Origin of the sequence: Neorhizobium sp. DAR64862/K0K3, assembly GCF_050500185.1 — a bacterium.
Taxonomy (GTDB): domain Bacteria; phylum Pseudomonadota; class Alphaproteobacteria; order Rhizobiales; family Rhizobiaceae; genus Neorhizobium; species Neorhizobium soli.
Genome location: NZ_CP191450.1, coordinates 504,521 through 520,154, shown reverse-complemented (window position 1 = coordinate 520,154; position 15,634 = coordinate 504,521). Strand labels below are relative to the sequence as shown.

General features: G+C 59.5%; 15 protein-coding genes. 4 read left to right on the top strand and 11 right to left on the bottom strand.

What is annotated here, in order from left to right:
* Window positions 1-45: 45 nt before the first annotated feature.
* Window positions 46-936: a lytic transglycosylase domain-containing protein gene (locus tag ACQY1L_RS19250; protein WP_062578028.1), complete on the top strand. Its 891-nt coding sequence runs from the start codon at window positions 46-48 to the stop codon at window positions 934-936.
* A 56-nt stretch (window positions 937-992) separates the two neighbouring features.
* Here ACQY1L_RS19250 and ACQY1L_RS19245 read toward each other — a convergent pair whose 3' ends face one another.
* From ACQY1L_RS19245 to ACQY1L_RS19195, 11 genes are all read right to left on the bottom strand, one after another.
* Complete coding sequence (locus ACQY1L_RS19245) at window positions 993-2,996, bottom strand: acetyl-CoA carboxylase biotin carboxylase subunit (protein ID WP_430245632.1); 2,004 nt, start codon at window positions 2,994-2,996, stop codon at window positions 993-995.
* 10 nt (window positions 2,997-3,006) lie between these two features.
* Window positions 3,007-4,539 carry an acyl-CoA carboxylase subunit beta gene (locus ACQY1L_RS19240; protein ID WP_062459666.1) on the bottom strand — a complete coding sequence of 511 codons (1,533 nt, stop codon included), beginning with the start codon at window positions 4,537-4,539 and terminating at the stop codon, window positions 3,007-3,009.
* 214 nt (window positions 4,540-4,753) lie between these two features.
* Window positions 4,754-5,647 (bottom strand): NAD-dependent epimerase/dehydratase family protein, encoded by an 894-nt coding sequence (locus tag ACQY1L_RS19235; RefSeq protein ID WP_062459663.1) that lies wholly within the window; start codon window positions 5,645-5,647, stop codon window positions 4,754-4,756.
* A 95-nt stretch (window positions 5,648-5,742) separates the two neighbouring features.
* On the bottom strand, window positions 5,743-5,952 hold the full coding sequence (locus tag ACQY1L_RS19230) for a hypothetical protein (protein WP_113165411.1): 210 nt from the start codon (window positions 5,950-5,952) through the stop codon (window positions 5,743-5,745).
* Complete coding sequence (gene xth, locus ACQY1L_RS19225) at window positions 5,952-6,746, bottom strand: exodeoxyribonuclease III (protein WP_430245629.1); 795 nt, start codon at window positions 6,744-6,746, stop codon at window positions 5,952-5,954. Before xth ends, ACQY1L_RS19230 begins: the two co-directional genes overlap by 1 nt.
* A gap of 174 nt (window positions 6,747-6,920) precedes the next feature.
* Window positions 6,921-7,532 carry a general stress protein gene (locus ACQY1L_RS19220; RefSeq protein WP_092663077.1) on the bottom strand — a complete coding sequence of 204 codons (612 nt, stop codon included), beginning with the start codon at window positions 7,530-7,532 and terminating at the stop codon, window positions 6,921-6,923.
* Between the two features lie 46 nt (window positions 7,533-7,578).
* Window positions 7,579-7,890: a PepSY domain-containing protein gene (locus tag ACQY1L_RS19215; RefSeq protein WP_430245627.1), complete on the bottom strand. Its 312-nt coding sequence runs from the start codon at window positions 7,888-7,890 to the stop codon at window positions 7,579-7,581.
* Between the two features lie 148 nt (window positions 7,891-8,038).
* On the bottom strand, window positions 8,039-9,190 hold the full coding sequence (locus tag ACQY1L_RS19210; protein WP_430245625.1) for a mandelate racemase/muconate lactonizing enzyme family protein: 1,152 nt from the start codon (window positions 9,188-9,190) through the stop codon (window positions 8,039-8,041).
* Between the two features lie 53 nt (window positions 9,191-9,243).
* Entirely contained in the window at window positions 9,244-9,885 is a 642-nt protein-coding gene (locus ACQY1L_RS19205) for a ThuA domain-containing protein (protein WP_062459644.1), read from the bottom strand.
* 22 nt (window positions 9,886-9,907) lie between these two features.
* Complete coding sequence (locus ACQY1L_RS19200; protein WP_184655397.1) at window positions 9,908-11,008, bottom strand: Gfo/Idh/MocA family protein; 1,101 nt, start codon at window positions 11,006-11,008, stop codon at window positions 9,908-9,910.
* A gap of 39 nt (window positions 11,009-11,047) precedes the next feature.
* Complete coding sequence (locus tag ACQY1L_RS19195; RefSeq protein ID WP_430245623.1) at window positions 11,048-12,253, bottom strand: ROK family protein; 1,206 nt, start codon at window positions 12,251-12,253, stop codon at window positions 11,048-11,050.
* Between the two features lie 206 nt (window positions 12,254-12,459).
* On the opposite strand from ACQY1L_RS19195, the gene ACQY1L_RS19190 reads away from it, so the two are divergent.
* The 3 genes from ACQY1L_RS19190 (at window position 12,460) to ACQY1L_RS19180 (ending at window position 15,620) form a co-directional block, all read left to right on the top strand.
* The gene (locus ACQY1L_RS19190) at window positions 12,460-13,767 is read left to right on the top strand and encodes an ABC transporter substrate-binding protein (RefSeq protein ID WP_430245621.1); all 1,308 of its coding nucleotides are present in this window, start codon (window positions 12,460-12,462) and stop codon (window positions 13,765-13,767) included.
* A 112-nt stretch (window positions 13,768-13,879) separates the two neighbouring features.
* Window positions 13,880-14,779, top strand: a complete 900-nt coding sequence (locus tag ACQY1L_RS19185) for a carbohydrate ABC transporter permease (RefSeq protein WP_092663466.1) — start codon at window positions 13,880-13,882, stop codon at window positions 14,777-14,779.
* On the top strand, window positions 14,772-15,620 hold the full coding sequence (locus tag ACQY1L_RS19180) for a carbohydrate ABC transporter permease (protein WP_062578048.1): 849 nt from the start codon (window positions 14,772-14,774) through the stop codon (window positions 15,618-15,620). The genes ACQY1L_RS19185 and ACQY1L_RS19180 overlap by 8 nt, the downstream gene beginning before the upstream one ends.
* The last annotated feature ends 14 nt before the right edge of the window (window positions 15,621-15,634 follow it).

Here is a 15,634-nt window from a genome sequence, read left to right as displayed (position 1 = left end):
TTTTTGTTGAAGAGGGAATTCCAACTTCTGGGCGCTGGCGCTTTGATGGTCGCGGCTGCCTTTGCCGACCCTGTCGCTGCCGAGACCTCACTTCCGGAACCAACCAAAGAGACGGAGTGCCTCTACGAGCGGCGCGACGGCGACGAGGCGCTCTGCATCGCCAAGGAGACGTTCAACGTCGATCTCTGTCACGCAATTGAACATTTCGCGACAGAACAGAAGATCCCGCCCGCCTTTTTCGCCCGCCTGATATGGCGCGAGAGCCTTTTTCGGCCTGAAGCAGTCAGCCCGAAAGGCGCGCAGGGCATCGCGCAATTCATGCCGGATACGGCCCGTCTACGCGGTTTGAACAACAGCTTCAACGTTCTCGAAGCGCTTGATGCCTCCGCGACATATCTCGCTGAAATGAGAGGTAAGTTCGGCAATTTCGGTCTCTCGGCGGCCGCTTACAATGCCGGCGAAGCACGGCTGCAGAGGTTCCTCACCTCGGGAAGCCTGCCGATGGAGACGCGGGACTACGTCTTCGCGATTACAGGCTATCCCGCGGAAGTCTGGAGAGACAATGCTCCGGCGGTTGCCGCACCCGATCTGGACCCTCAAAAACCGTTCAAGGACGCCTGCGTCGCGCTGGCGGACACGCGTCGCATCAACGATCCGGTTCTCGGCGCGTCAGCCGACTGGGCGCCCTGGGGTGTCCAGCTCGCCGCGCATTATAACCCTGGCGTTGCCGGCCGGCTGTTTGCCGCCTCGGCTGCGAAACTGCCCTCGCCGCTTAATGCCGAACGCGCACTTATCGTGCGCCAGCGCGGCGGAAATTTCGGTCGTCGTCCGCGATACGCAGCCCGCATCGGTGAGGAAAGCCGGGCCGCTGCAGTCAAGCTTTGCAATGAAATCAAAGCCCACGGCGTTTCCTGCACGGTTCTCAAGAACCGCTGAAACTCTGTGTCCCGAGTGCGGCGTCGGCACCGATTATGAGAGATCGTCGGCAAACCTTACTCGAACTCCATGATCAGTTCATCGACCGCGAGGCTCTGGCCGGGTACGGCTGTCACCCGCTTTACCACGCCACGACGTTCCGCCTTCAGGACATTTTCCATCTTCATCGCCTCGACAGTCGCCAGCGTCTGACCTGCTTCGACCTGATCGCCCACGCCGACCGTGACCGAGGTGATGACACCGGGCATCGGGCAGAGCAGCATTCGCGACATATCCGGCGGGACCTTGACCGGCATCAGGCGTGCAAGCTGCGCAACACGCGGTGAACGCACCCGCGCCCTGACATCCATACCGCGCCAACGTAGCCGGATGGCCGATCCGATCAGATCGATTTTCACTTCGGCAACTCTGTCACCGATGGTAAAACTGGCAAGTCGCTTGCCGGGCAGCCAGTCCGAAGAGATCGCGAAGCGACTGCCATCTGCAAATACGACGGCGCTTTCTGCCGATCCGGTCTCGATCGTGACCGTTTCCTCAGCGTCTGCCAGTGCCACGATCCAGTCCTTGGCCGTCACGCGGCCAGCGGTCGCAAGCGTTCCTGAGATCTGCAGCGCCCGCTGCCTGATCATCTGATGCGCAAACGCCGCAATCACTGCCAGCGTCCGCAACGCATCCGCATCGGGATGCACACCGGAAAAGCCATCGGGAAACTCCTCGGCGATATAGGCCGTCGTCAAGTTGCCGGAGCGGAAACGCTCCTGGCTCATGACCGCCGAGAGGAAGGGTAGGTTGTGGCCGATGCCCTCGACCTCAAAACCGTCGAGCGCTGTCGCCATCGCATCGATCGCAGCCGTCCTGTCTTTCGCCCAGGTGCAGAGCTTGGCGACCATCGGGTCGTAGTACATCGAAATCTCGCCACCCTCGAAGACGCCGGTATCGTTGCGCACGATCGTGCCATCGTGCTTGACGCCCTCGACCGGTGGACGGTAGCGGCTGAGCCTGCCGATCGACGGCAGGAAATTGCGATAGGGATCTTCGGCATAGAGCCGGCTTTCGATCGCCCAGCCTTCAAGCTTCACGTCGTCCTGGCTGAGGGCCAGCTTTTCACCGGCCGCGATCCGGATCATCTGTTCGACGAGATCGACGCCGGTAATTAGCTCCGTCACAGGATGCTCGACCTGCAGCCGGGTGTTCATTTCGAGGAAGTAGAATTTCCTGTTGCCGTCGACGATGCATTCGACTGTGCCCGCGGAGAAATAACCAACGGCCTTTGCGAGCAAGACGGCCTGCTCGCCCATCGCTTTCCGGGTCTGCTCATCGAGGAAGGGAGACGGCGCTTCCTCGATAACCTTCTGGTTTCGCCTCTGGATCGAGCATTCGCGCTCCCCGAGATAGAGCGTGGTCCCGTGCTGGTCGCCGAGTACCTGGATCTCGATGTGACGCGGTTGCGTCACGAATTTTTCGATGAAGATGCGATCGTCGCCAAAGGAAGACTTCGCCTCGTTTTTGGATGACTGGAAACCTTCCCGGGCTTCGGCATCGTTCCAGGCGATCCGCATGCCCTTGCCGCCACCGCCGGCAGACGCCTTGATCATGACCGGATAGCCGATCGAGGAGGAAATCTTTACGGCCTCATCGGCATCCGCAATGAGATCCATGTGACCCGGCACGGTCGAAACGCCCGCTTCGGCGGCGATCTTCTTGGACGTGATCTTGTCGCCCATCGCTTCGATCGCCCTGACCGGCGGACCGACGAAGATGATGCCGGCTTTCTCGAGCGCTGCTGCGAACAGGGCGTTTTCCGACAGAAACCCGTATCCAGGGTGGACGGCATCTGCGCCTGTTTTCGCGACGGCATCGAGAATACGGTCGATGACGATATAGGACTGGTCGGAAGGTGCTGGACCGATATGAACCGCCTCATCCGCCATCCTCACATGCAGCGCATCACGATCGGCGTCCGAGTAGACGGCGACGGTTGCGATACCCATCCGCTTGGCGGTCCGGATGACCCGGCAGGCAATTTCGCCGCGATTGGCGATCAGGATTTTCTTGATCATGCTTGGAGCCTCACAGCGGGATTGTGTCGTGCTTTTTCCAATGGGTCTGCACCTGCTTGTCGCGCAACGAGGCAAATGCCCTTGCGATACGACGGCGCGACGAATGCGGCATGATCACATCGTCGATAAAGCCACGCTCTGCCGCGATAAACGGGTTGGCGAACCGCTCCTCGTATTCCCGGGTGCGGGCTGCGATCTTGTCCGGATCGTCAAGCTCCGACCTATACAGGATCTCGGTCGCACCTTTAGCGCCCATAACGGCGATTTCAGCCGTCGGCCAGGCATAGTTGATATCGGCGCCGATATGCTTGGACGCCATCACGTCATACGCGCCCCCATATGCCTTGCGGGTTATCAGCGTCACCATCGGCACGGTGGCCTGCGAATAGGCAAACAGCAGCTTTGCGCCGTGCTTGATGACGCCGCCATATTCCTGCGCCGTGCCCGGAAGGAAGCCCGGCACATCGACCAGCGTCAGCAGCGGAATGGAAAACGCATCGCAGAACCGCACAAACCGCGCCGCCTTGCGCGACGAGTCGATATCGAGGCAGCCGGCCAGCACCATCGGCTGGTTGGCAACGATGCCGATCGTCTGTCCCTCCATGCGAATGAAACCGGTGATGATGTTTTTCGCAAAGGCTTCCTGGATCTCGAAGAAGTCGCCTTCATCGGCAAGTGCCGTGATCAGTTCCTTCATGTCATAGGGCTTGGCCGCGCTGTCTGGGATCAGCGTATCGAGCCGCATCTCCAGCCGCGACGGGTCGTCATGGACAGGGCGAACCGGGGGCTTCTGGCGATTGTTGAGAGGCAGAAAGTCGAACAGCTGTCTGACCGCTTCCAGCGCTTCCACGTCGTTTTCGAAGGCGGCATCCGCGACCGAGGATTTCTGGGTATGGGTCGTGGCGCCCCCCAGTTCTTCGGCTGTCACGATCTCGTTCGTCACGGTCTTCACCACGTCCGGGCCCGTCACGAACATATAGGACGTGTCACGCACCATGAAGATGAAGTCGGTCATGGCAGGCGAATAGACGGCGCCGCCGGCGCATGGTCCCATGATCACCGAGATCTGCGGGATGACGCCGGAAACCTCGGCATTGCGTCGAAACACCTCCGCATAGCCGCCCAAGGACGCAACACCTTCCTGAATGCGAGCCCCGCCGGAATCGTTGAGGCCTATGACGGGCGCCCCGACCTTCACCGCCATATCCATGATCTTGCAGATCTTCTGGGCATGGGTTTCGGACAGAGACCCGCCGAGCACTGTGAAATCCTGGCTGAAGACATAGACCTGGCGCCCGTTGATGGTGCCCCAGCCGGTCACGACACCGTCGCCGGCCACCTTCTGTGTCTCCATGCCGAAATCCGTGCAGCGATGGGTGACATACATGTCGAACTCCTCGAAGGAGCCCTCGTCCAGCAGGACCTCTATCCGCTCGCGCGCCGTCAGCTTGCCCTTCGCGTGCTGGGCGTCGATCCGTCTTTGTCCCCCTCCAAGACGCGCCTCAGCCCTGCGTTGTTCCAGCTGTTCGATTATCTGCAGCATGCGTTGTCGTCTCCCATCCCCTCGTCCCCGTGCCCCAGCTAAGGCTGATGCGACAGCGGCGCGCCTTATGCCTTCGCGATCAAAGATGAAGCTGCGGCTTCGTCTAGAACTATTGCTAACCGCTTGCCGGAGATGACGCCAGCCCCTCCGATAGGCTGACGTCCGCATCCATTTCAAGCTCCCCCGCCCTTGCGGAAGCGGACAATCTGGCAGCTCAGCGAAGCATATATCGCCGCCAGGGATGCTCTTCGCGGAAGCCTAAAACTTCGCGGGCCTTGCGGTTCGAGAGCGGCGCTTCATCCCGACCCATCTCGCGCCAGACCGGCGTATCCGGACAATATTTTGCGAGGAATTCGGCGGTTGGCAGCTCGGCGGTGATCGTGTCGTTGACTGCGTTGAAGACCTGATAGCCAAGCCCGTCTTTCTCCAGGCAGAGATGGACGATCTGACCAAGGTCGCGCGCGTCGATGTAGCTCCACGCATTGCGTTTTCGCGACATAGGCTGTTCAAGGAAATCTGCGAAATTGTCGTATTCGTCAGGCTCGATCACGTTTCCGATGCGCAGAGCATAGACGTCGGCTCCGTAGCGCATGGCAAAGGCGCGAGCGGTTTTTTCGTTGACGACTTTCGACAATCCGTAGCTGTCCATCGGATCGCTGTCGTAATCTTCTTCCAGCGGAAACGCGTGGAAATTCTTGTCACCTTCGGCAAAGCAGACGCCGTAGGTCGTCTCGCTTGAAGCAATCACGACTTTGCGTACGCCGAGCTTCATGGCGGCTTCCAGCACGTTATAGGTGCCCATGACATTGGCTTCGAATGTTTTGTTATCAGGCTCGATCAGCACGCGTGGAACGGCTGCGAAATGGACGACCGCATCGGGTGCCGATGGTGGTGCGCCGTCTTCGAAGCCGGAGAATCCGAAATGCGTCGTCAACGCATTGAAGACCTGGCCGCTGTCGGTGATATCCGTGATCAGCGTATTCACGCCGGGCATATCGAGCGGTTTCAGATCGACATTCAGGACCGAGTATCCCTTCGCCAGAAGATACGATACCGCATGCTTGCCGGCTTTTCCGGTGCCGCCAGTGAAAACGATCCGCTTTGTCATGTTTCTGTTCCCTTCCCATATGTGAGCCATAACCGCCATGCCGGGCGGTCATGGTAGTCCGCGGCAACGTGATCGTCACGCCCCTCCGCGCAGCCTTACGTCGCAGCCGGCCAATCGTTGGCGGGTTCCTCGACAACAGCCTTGTCGCTGGCGCGATCAGGCTCATCGGTTTTCGGAAGCCGCAGATCGACCCCTGTCTTTGCTACGACATCGAGCACATCGCTCTGGGATGCTCCAGCTGCAACGTATTCGTCGACGAGTGCCTCAACCTTCTGGCGAAGTTCGTTTGTCCAATGGCCTTCCATCACTCAGCTCCTTTTTTAAGATCGTCTAACAACTCTATCCATACAGGTGCATGGTCGCTCGTGTGGGCCCAGCCCCGAACATGCATGTCGACCTCGGCTCGCGAGAGGTCGTCTGCGAGACCTGGGCTCAACAGGAAATGGTCGAGGCGAAGTCCTGCGTTTCGCCCATACGCATTCCGGATGTAGTCCCAGAAGGTGTAGATGCGCTCGTCGGCATGTAACCTGCGAATGGCATCCGTCCAGCCCTGCGCGAGAAGCTTCCTGAATGCATCGCGAACTTCGGCCCGGAACAACGCATCATCTGCCCATCGCTCAGGCTTATAGACGTCGAGTTCGGTCGGTATGATGTTGTAATCACCAGCGATGATGACCGGAACGTCTAATTCTATCAGCTCGGCGGCATAGTCCTGCAGTCGCGACAGCCACGCGAGCTTGTAATCGAATTTCGGGCCGGGTGAAGGATTACCATTCGGAAGATAGACGTTGCCGATGAGGATACCGTTCACAAGGGCTTCGATATATCGGCTTTGGACATCGTCAGGATCGCCAGGGAGGCCCTTTCGAGTCAGCAACGGCTCTTCGCCGCGCGCTAGAATCGCCACGCCATTCCAGGATTTCTGCCCGTGCCACACGGCGCCGTAACCGGCTGCTTCAATGGCTTTGATGGGAAACTTTTGATCAGGCGCTTTGAGCTCCTGCAGACACACGACATCAGGCTGCGATTCCTCCAGCCACTGGAGGAGGATATCGATCCGCCCGTTGATGCCGTTGACGTTGTAGCTGGCTATTTTCACGCGAATTGTACCCGAGTGCGACTATCGAGTTCGCGGCCCAGCCAAAATTTGCGGTGCTGCGTGTTGGTTTTGACAAAGCACAAGTTGACAGATCGATGCCGCCTTGCGGATTCGCCGGCAGTTGCCCGGCATAGAGAAAGGGCGGCCATGAAGACCGCCCTTTCAGAATATGGATCAGATCGGAGTGTTGGTGCGGTAGCGACCGCGCTCGGCATCGATCTGGTCCTGTGTGTAAGGATCAGCGTTGTCGTCGAACTGCGACCAGCCATCATTGGTGTAGGCTGTACGACGCTCGTTGAGATCGACAGAACGCGAACGGGTCAGGATCGCTTCCGAAGCCACTGCCTTGTCGTCATCGACCTTGGCGACGACCAGCGAACCGCCGCGGCGTACGCCTTCGGCATAAAGGTGGGCGTCCTTCTCCGACACACCGGATTCGATCATGGCACCGACGATGCCGCCTGCTGCGCCACCGGCCACTGCGCCAGCGACAGCACCGGCTGCCGTTGCTGCAAGCCAACCAGCTGCTACAACCGGGCCAACGCCTGGGATTGCGAGCATTCCGAGACCGGCCAGAAGACCACCGGCGCCACCAGCGACGGCACCGATGCCAGCGCCTGTGCCCGCGCCTTCAGCAGCGTTGCTGCCCTGGCCTTCGATATCTTCTTTGCCGTTCTTGTGCGACACGATGCTGATGTCGTCGGATGACACGCCAGCATCTTCGAGAGCCTTCACCGCGGCGCGGGCGTCATCGTAGCTGTCGTAAAGTCCAGTAATGGTACGCATGGGAATTTCCTCTTCGTATTCGTTATTGTTGTTGGGACGATCAGGCTTACTTCGCCATCACCACATTGCCCTGGAAGTCCAGCGCCACGTTGCCGTGCTTGCCGTCCTTGGTACCCATGGCGCGCCAGATGCCCTGGTCGTCCAGCTTGAGACCGGAGACTTCCGCGTAACCGGCTTCTTCGATTCTCGATTTTGCCTGCGCCTCTGTGAAGCTGTTCTTGCCAGCAACCGGTGCGGCCGGATTTGTTTCGCCGGAGGTGCTCACCGCGGGTGTCTCGGTCGTCTTAGGCTCTGTCTGAGCCAGAACGGCGGATGCCGAAAGAAGGACTGCAGCGAGGCCAAAGCTAAGTTTTTTCATGGTGTTCCTCCAAGTTCTGCATTCACTTTCGAATGCGCGGAGGACAACCCGCGGAGCCGGATTTTGTTCCGTTGAGATTAGGCACGGCGGATCAAGCAAGGACGCGCTTCCGCGTTCACCCACGATACGAACACGGTTGGTCCCGCTCTCACCAGTTGGTGAAAGAGCCGTCATCGCGGCGCAGGTGCGGCGGCTCGCTGTATTCGAAGCTCGACGCCTGTAGAAGCGATTCATTGACCTCGACACCGAGACCCGGCTCGTCCGGCACGCGGTAGAAGGCTCCGTCCATCCCTATCTGTTTCGGGTAGGTTGCGGGGTCACCGAAACCCAGCTGCTCTGTCGGTGAGTTACGGCATTCCAGCCAAGCGAAGTTGGCGACAGCTGCAGCAAGGTGGACGGAGGCCGCCGTGCATACGGCGCCAAGCGGCGCATGCGGCATGAGGTCGACGTAATGCGCCTCGCACCAACCGGCAATCTTCATCGCTTCGGTGAAACCGCCGACATTGCAGATGTCGATACGGCAGAACTGCAGGAGGTCACGTTCGACATAGGGAAGGAATTGCCATTTCGACGAAAACTCCTCGCCGATGGCAAACGGTATCTCCGTCATTCTGCGCAGTGCTTCGTAGGCACCGGGCGTCTCGTCGCGGATCGGTTCCTCGATGAAATCCAGAGTGCCCCGCGGCAGCTTTTGACAAAACGAGGCGGCCTCGGCGACGCTGAGGCGATGATGGTACTCGACGCCGAGCGTAATCTCATTGCCCACGGCCTCGCGCACGCGGGTGACCCATTCGGCTGTCGTCGCGATCGACTCGCGTGGTTCGAAACGATCGCTGTTTTCCTGGCCGGTGGCGATCATCCGGATGCACCGCCAGCCCTGGTCCTTCAGGAGCAGCGCCTGCTCCACCATCTCAGGTCCCGGTTCGGCAGAGGTCGTTGCGAAGGCCGGCACCCGCTCGCGCTGCCGGCCTCCGAGCAATTGGTACACGGGCACTCCGAGAGCCTTACCCTTGATATCGTGAAAGGCGATGTCGAGGGCAGAGATCGCGGCCGTCAACACCCGTCCGCCCTCGAAATACTGGCTTCGATACATCTCCTGCCACAGGGCGCCGCACTGCATCGGATCCCGACCGATCAGAAACCGGCTGTAGTGATCGATCGCCCCGAGAACCGCCTTCTCTCGATATGACAGGCCCGACTCGCCCCAACCATAAATCCCCTCCTCCGTTTCCACCTTGAGAAGCAGTTGGTTGCGAACACCGAGTTTGGTGACATAGGGCTTTATCGCCGAGATTTTCATGAGAGCCGAGCCATGCTTGTCGGAGATCGGGTGGACTGAGCGTCAGGCAACCATCAGCGCGCCGCCCAGTTTGCACCACGTCTGAAGATCGTCTTCATCTGCGGCACGTCGAATTCCTTCGCCACATGGCCAAGCGACGAATAGAAGACGCGCCCTTTGCCGTATTTGCGCTTCCAGACGACAGGCATGACAACGCCGTCGATCCAGTAGGCGTGATCGCCATTGAACGTGGTCGTCGCAAGCACCTCGTTCGAAGGGTCCACGTGCATGTAGTATTGCTCGGACGTGTATGGGAAATCACTGATGCCCTGCATCAACTCGTCGTCCGGGCGGGTCACATTGACGGTGTAGTCGATGATGTTGCCGGGGTGGGCCACCCACTGGCCGCCAATGATGAACTGGTATTCGACGCATTCGCGAAACGCGTCACCGGCGCCACCGTGGTAACCGGCGATGCCGACGCCGTTTTCGACGGCAGACGCGAGGTTTTTCGCCTCTTCCTTCTCGATCTTCGACATGGTCATGATCGGCACAATCAGGGACAGGTCGTGAATGGAAGGATCTGCAAACGCTTCCGTCGTGTTTTCAAGATAGACCTTGAAACCATCTTCCTGAAGAATGTCCCTTATGACATGAGCGCATTCCTGCGGTTCATGCCCGCTCCAGCCACCCCATACGATCAAAGCTTCGCGCATATCAGTCTCCTCCAGTGTGGTGTCAGCGGGCGATCTGCCCGTCTATCAAGGATTGCGAAAGCGGTGCCGGCCGCTCGGGCTTGGTAGTGATGTCAACGGTCTGCCCCTTGTCCGCCGCGGTGCCGAAGGCTTCCATGACCTCAAGGACATGCAGAGCCAGGTCGCCGCTTGCCCGATGCGGGCGGTCGGACAGGATGGCATGAGCCATGTCCGCAACGCCGAGCGACCGGTAATTGCCATCCGCATAGGGTTCCGTCGTCGGCTGCAGCTCGAAGCTGCCGCCTTTCTTCAGCAGCTGAATGTCGCCGCCGAAGTGGTTCGGATCGGGGACAATCAGCGTTCCCTCGGTACCGTAGACCTCGAGCGGCACATGCTTGTGACCCGCGACGTCGAAGCTCATGCTGATCTGCACCACGGCTCCGTTTTCAAACGCCATGACGCTCGAAACATGCGTGGGAATATGCACCGGGATCTTCTGGCCGTTGCGAGGTTCGCTGGTGATCGTGCGCTCGTTGCGCGGAGTGACCGCAAAGCCCGCGACTTTGGCAACCGGACCCAGAAGGTTGACGAGGTCGGTGATGTAGTAAGGCCCCATATCGAGCATCGGGCCGCCGCCGGCCTCATAGTAGAAATCCGGGTTTGGATGCCAACGTTCGTGGCCGGGGCACATGAAGGTGGCGGTTCCGCCAACCGGCGTTCCCAGCACGCCCGTATCGATGATCGACCGCGCCGTCTGGTGCGAGCCGCCGAGGAACGTATCGGGTGCCGCGCCGATCCGAAGACCAGTCGTCTTCGCGGTCTCTGCCAGCTTCTTGCCTTCCGCAAAGGTAATCCCGAGCGGCTTTTCGGAATAGGTATGCTTGCCATGAGCAAGGGCGCGAAGACCGACCTCCACATGCGCCTTGGGCACGGTTAGGTTGACGATCAGCTGGATCTCCGGATCGCCGAGCAACTCATCGATGCTCTTGGCCGAAAGGTTGAATTCTCCGGCGCGCTGCTCCGCCAGACCGTGATTGAGGTCGGCGATGCCGCGGATGTCGAGGACCGGGAAAGACGCCATCGCTTTCAGATAGGCTGACGATATGTTGCCGCATCCGATGATGCCGATGCCGAGTTTTTGCATAGTCTCCTCCCAAAGTTGCAAATATGTGGTTCGCCTGCGCTAGAGGCTCGAAGCGGGACCTGTCGTTCCCCAGGGCGACTCGTAAAGCTCCCGCAGAGCGACGACCGCCGCTCCCTGCGCCCAGGCTTCATCGGTCGACTGGTCGAAAACCAGTTCGGCGACTTCGCTGATCGAGCTCGGGATCGCGCGGGAATAGGATTGCTGCAGGCTGTCGGTAAACACCGCGCCAAGGCCCAGCGTCGAGCCGACGATGATGACGCGGGGCGGACCGAAGAGTGTGACGATGTTGGCAATCGCCAAGCCGACCGCTTCGCCGGCCCTTACGGCAGCGCCCGACAATGGGTTGTTCTCGGTGGCGATCAGCGCTTGTGCATGCGCCATGCCGCGCCCAAGCCTGACGGCTTCGGCGAAATGACCGACCATTTGCTGCTCACCGAAAATGGCTGTCTCGCCCGCAATCGCCGAAAGCCTGAGCGTCTCCTCGGATGTCGCCCCGAGCACCAGATCGCCGAGATTATGACTGAGACCACCAGCGCCACGGAACACCTGGCCGTTGTGAAGAAGTGCAAGGCCCAATGTCTGCTCCAGCGAGACGATGACGAAATCGTCGAGATCCCGGGCCTGACCGAACCAGTGGTGCGACAAGGCGATCGCGTGCGCATCGCTTTCGACGATCGTCGGTAGGCCAAGCCGGCTCGTCATCTCCTCGGCAAAATTGATATCCGTCTCGCGAAAGATCGGGCTGGAGCGCACCTTTCCGGTGCGATGTTCGACAACGCCCGGCAGGCCCAGGCACACTGTGTCGATGTCGCTCAGCGAAATCCCGGCATCGACGATGCACCGCCGCACGCCGTCTTCGACGAGATCGCTGATCACACCGATCGGCAGCCTGTCGACGCGGACAGGGATGGTGAGCTGCGACAGAACCTCGCCGCAGAAATTCGTCAGCGCGAAAACGAGGCGGTTATTGGCGATCTTGGCGCCGACGACGCGTGCCGCATCCGGGTTGAGCTCCAGCATCACCCGCGGCCTGCCCCGTGCCGCCGTATTTCTGATATCGCCCTCGTGCCTCGTCAGGATCAGTCCGTCGTCGAGCAGAGAGGCAGTGATAGCCGAAACGGTCGTGGTCGACAGCTGCGAACGTTCGCTGATCTCGACCCGGGAAATCGGGCCGCGCCTGCGGATCTTGTCCAGCACCGTGAAACGATTGATCGCCCGCATCAATTCTGGATCTGCAGTCTTCATGGAAAGCCGGATGCCCGTATCGCTATGACGTTTGATTCCGATATTTATGTCGGATCACGAATTAAATAGCGTCGACGAACCGCCTCTTGTCAAGCCAATGTGAGCAAAACTTCAGCGAGCGCGGTTGACAATGATGCAAATGTCGTTTGAATTAATCCGCATAAGGGAAAAATTGAGGATGGTTGTTTCCCTTTGGAGGAGGAAGAATGACCTATCACCATAAGGCAACGTCCTATACGGGCGTTCGGATCACTGCGCTCGCCGCAGCCACAGCACTTTCGACGCTTTTCGGGACCCATACGGCAACTGCTGCGCAGACCGTCGTCAAATGGATGCACGTCGAAACTGTCCCCGCCTATATCAAGACGTGGGAAGACATCGCCAAGAAATATGAAACCCAGCATCCGGATGTTGATATCCAGCTGCAGTTTCTGGAAAACGAAGCGTTCAAGGCCAAGTTGCCGACGCTTCTGCAGTCTGACGCGGCGCCTGACTTCTTCTACAGCTGGGGTGGCGGCGTTCTTCGTCAGCAGTCCCAGACGGGCGCCCTGATGGACCTGACAGAGGCCATGAACGCAAACGGCGGCGAATGGGCCAAGACCTACAAGCCAGCCGCCGTCGCCGGTCTGACATTCGATGACAAGATCTATGCCGTCCCGTACCGCATGGGGACCGTCAGCTTCTTCTACAACAAGGAGTTGTTCGCCAAGGCAGGCGTCAAGGCCGAAGACATCAAGACCTGGGACGACTTCCTGGGAGCGGTCAAGACGTTGAAAGGTGCCGGCATCGCACCGATTGCGGGCGGCGGTGGTGATAAGTGGCCGCTGCATTTCTACTGGAGCTTCCTCGTCATGCGCAATGGCGGCGAAGCAGTGTTCGAAGCCGCCAAGAATAAAGAAGGCGAAGGCTTCATGCACCCTGCGGTGATCAAGGCCGGCGAGCAACTGGCAGAGCTCGGGAAGCTTCAGCCTTTCCAGAACGGCTATCTTGGCGCCAACTGGCCGCAGACGCTCGGTGCGTTCGGCGATGGACGGGCTGCAATGCTTCTCGGCTTTGAAAATACCGAGCCAAACCAGCGCAAGAATGCCGGCGACGGCAAGGGGCTTGCTGCCGACAACATCGGCCGCTTCGGGTTCCCGATTGTCGAAGGCGGCGCCGGCAAAGCCACCGATACGCTGGGCGGGCTCAACGGCTGGGGCGTCAGCAAGAACGCTTCGCCGGCGGCTGTCGATTTCCTCCGCTTCCTGACCAGTCAGGAGATGGAGCGGCAGATGGCCTCCGAAGGGATGATCATTCCTGCGGCTGTCGATGCCGAGGAAGGCTTGAAGAACCCGCTGATGCGGGGATCTGCCGACCAGCTCGCCGCATCCACCTGGCACCAGAACTTCTTCGACCAGGATCTCGGTCCATCGGTTGGCCGCGTCGTCAATGATGTCTCGGTCGAAATTCTCGCCGGGCAGATGACCGCCGAAGAGGGAGCGCAGGCAATCCAGGACGCGACCGAACTGGAGTAAGCCGACAAGCCGGTGGCGGCAGCGCCGTCATCGGCAACGGCACTTCTGAATTGGTGCGACAAGGATAAACCGGATGAACAACATGACCGCGAAGATCAGCGGCGCCTCCGTCATGGGTGTGCCGGAAAAGGTCCGCTACAAAAGCCCGACCGCGCGTGGCCGATTGCCGGCGCTGATCATCTTCCTGCCGCCTGCCCTGCTTCTGTTCACGCTCTTTGTGATCCTGCCCATGGGCGAAGCCGCGTGGTACAGTTTCTATCGCTGGAACGGCTACGGCACGCCGACCGAATTTGTGGGCGTTCGCAATTTCGAGGTGCTGTTCAACAACGCCGCCTTTTCGACGGCTTTGATCAACAATGGCCTGATCATCGTCGTGTCCCTGCTGCTGCAGGTGCCGCTGGCAATCTGGCTCGCTGTGATGCTCGGCAAGAAAATCAGGGGCGTCGTCGCATTCCGGCTGATCTTCTTTCTACCTTATGTTCTAGCCGATGTGGCCGCCGGCCTCATCTGGCGCTTCGTCTATGACGGCGACTACGGATTGTTCGCCGCAATCGCCGGCTTTCTCGGCGTCGCGACACCCTATGTTCTGGCCGACAGGGATCTTGCGATCTACGCGGTACTGGCCGTCGTCATCTGGAAATATTTCGGCTTCCACATGATGCTGTTCATCGCCGGCCTCCAGTCGATCGACAAGAGCGTCATGGAAGCGGCCGAAATCGACGGTGCCACTGGCTGGCAGAAATTCCGCTACGTCACCCTGCCCTTGCTCGGGTCGACCGTGCGTCTCTCCGTCTTCTTTGCCATCATCGGATCGCTGCAGCTGTTCGACCTGATCATGCCGCTGACCGGCGGCGGTCCGTCGAACTCGACACAGACCATGGTCACCTTTCTCTACACCTACGGCGTCACGCGCATGCAGGTCGGATTGGGAAGCGCCGTCGGCGTCGTCCTGTTCGTCATTTGTGTAACGATCGCCTTCGGTTACAAAAGGATATTCATGCGCAATGACTGACACATCGTCCACAGTCCGCGTGTCCACGGCCACGCGCCTCTATGTCTATGTTTCGCTGTCGCTGGTCGCTGCCGTCGTGCTGGTTCCGCTGGTCACGACGGCGCTAGGCGGCTTCAAGACGCTTGGCGACCTCCGGCTCAATCCGTTCGGGCTGCCCAGCGAATGGGTCTGGTCCAACTACATCGATATCCTGTTCGGCGAGCGCTACTGGCGCCAGATGATGAACTCGCTGATCATCGCCGGTGTCACCGTGTTCCTCACATTGGTCGTCTCGTCGATGGCGGCCTTCTGCTTTGCGCATATCCGCTTCTTCGGCTCAAACCAGTTGCTCAACTACTTTCTGATCGGGCTGATGTTTCCGGCAGCAACGGCAATTCTCCCGCTGTTCATCCGTATTCGCGATCTTGGCCTGCTCGACTCCTATTGGGGCGTGATCCTGCCGCAGGTCGCATTCGGGCTCGGTATGAGCATCCTTCTGTTCCGCAACTATTTCCGCAACCTGCCGGAAGAGCTGTTCCAGGCGGCCTTTGTCGATGGCTGCGGCTATATCCGCTTTTTCTGGTACATATCGCTGCCGCTATCGCGGCCGATCGTTGCCACGGTCGGCATCGTCACCTTCGTTAGCAGCTGGAACAGCTACATCCTGCCGCTGATCATGCTGAATACCGAAAGCAAATATCCGTGGCCTCTCGGCATCATGGTCTATCGCGGCGAGTTCGGCACCGACTGGCAACTGGTGCTTGCCTTTATCACGCTCACCATCCTGCCGACGATCATCGTCTTCTTCCTGGCCCAGAAACACATCATCGCAGGCCTCACCGCCGGCGCCGTAAAGTCTTGAATTGAAGGATTAGC

Coding starts and splice junctions, on each gene's coding strand:
- ACQY1L_RS19245 (WP_430245632.1), bottom strand. CDS start 2,996: ATGATCAAGAAAATCCTGATCGCCAATCGCGGCGAAATTGCCTGCCGG.
- ACQY1L_RS19210 (WP_430245625.1), bottom strand. CDS start 9,190: ATGAAAATCTCGGCGATAAAGCCCTATGTCACCAAACTCGGTGTTCGC.
- ACQY1L_RS19205 (WP_062459644.1), bottom strand. CDS start 9,885: ATGCGCGAAGCTTTGATCGTATGGGGTGGCTGGAGCGGGCATGAACCG.
- ACQY1L_RS19195 (WP_430245623.1), bottom strand. CDS start 12,253: ATGAAGACTGCAGATCCAGAATTGATGCGGGCGATCAATCGTTTCACG.
- ACQY1L_RS19220 (WP_092663077.1), bottom strand. CDS start 7,532: ATGCGTACCATTACTGGACTTTACGACAGCTACGATGACGCCCGCGCC.
- ACQY1L_RS19240 (WP_062459666.1), bottom strand. CDS start 4,539: ATGCTGCAGATAATCGAACAGCTGGAACAACGCAGGGCTGAGGCGCGT.
- ACQY1L_RS19200 (WP_184655397.1), bottom strand. CDS start 11,008: ATGCAAAAACTCGGCATCGGCATCATCGGATGCGGCAACATATCGTCA.
- ACQY1L_RS19230 (WP_113165411.1), bottom strand. CDS start 5,952: ATGGAAGGCCATTGGACAAACGAACTTCGCCAGAAGGTTGAGGCACTC.
- ACQY1L_RS19190 (WP_430245621.1), top strand. CDS start 12,460: ATGACCTATCACCATAAGGCAACGTCCTATACGGGCGTTCGGATCACT.
- ACQY1L_RS19235 (WP_062459663.1), bottom strand. CDS start 5,647: ATGACAAAGCGGATCGTTTTCACTGGCGGCACCGGAAAAGCCGGCAAG.
- ACQY1L_RS19250 (WP_062578028.1), top strand. CDS start 46: ATGGTCGCGGCTGCCTTTGCCGACCCTGTCGCTGCCGAGACCTCACTT.
- ACQY1L_RS19185 (WP_092663466.1), top strand. CDS start 13,880: ATGGGTGTGCCGGAAAAGGTCCGCTACAAAAGCCCGACCGCGCGTGGC.
- ACQY1L_RS19180 (WP_062578048.1), top strand. CDS start 14,772: ATGACTGACACATCGTCCACAGTCCGCGTGTCCACGGCCACGCGCCTC.
- ACQY1L_RS19215 (WP_430245627.1), bottom strand. CDS start 7,890: ATGAAAAAACTTAGCTTTGGCCTCGCTGCAGTCCTTCTTTCGGCATCC.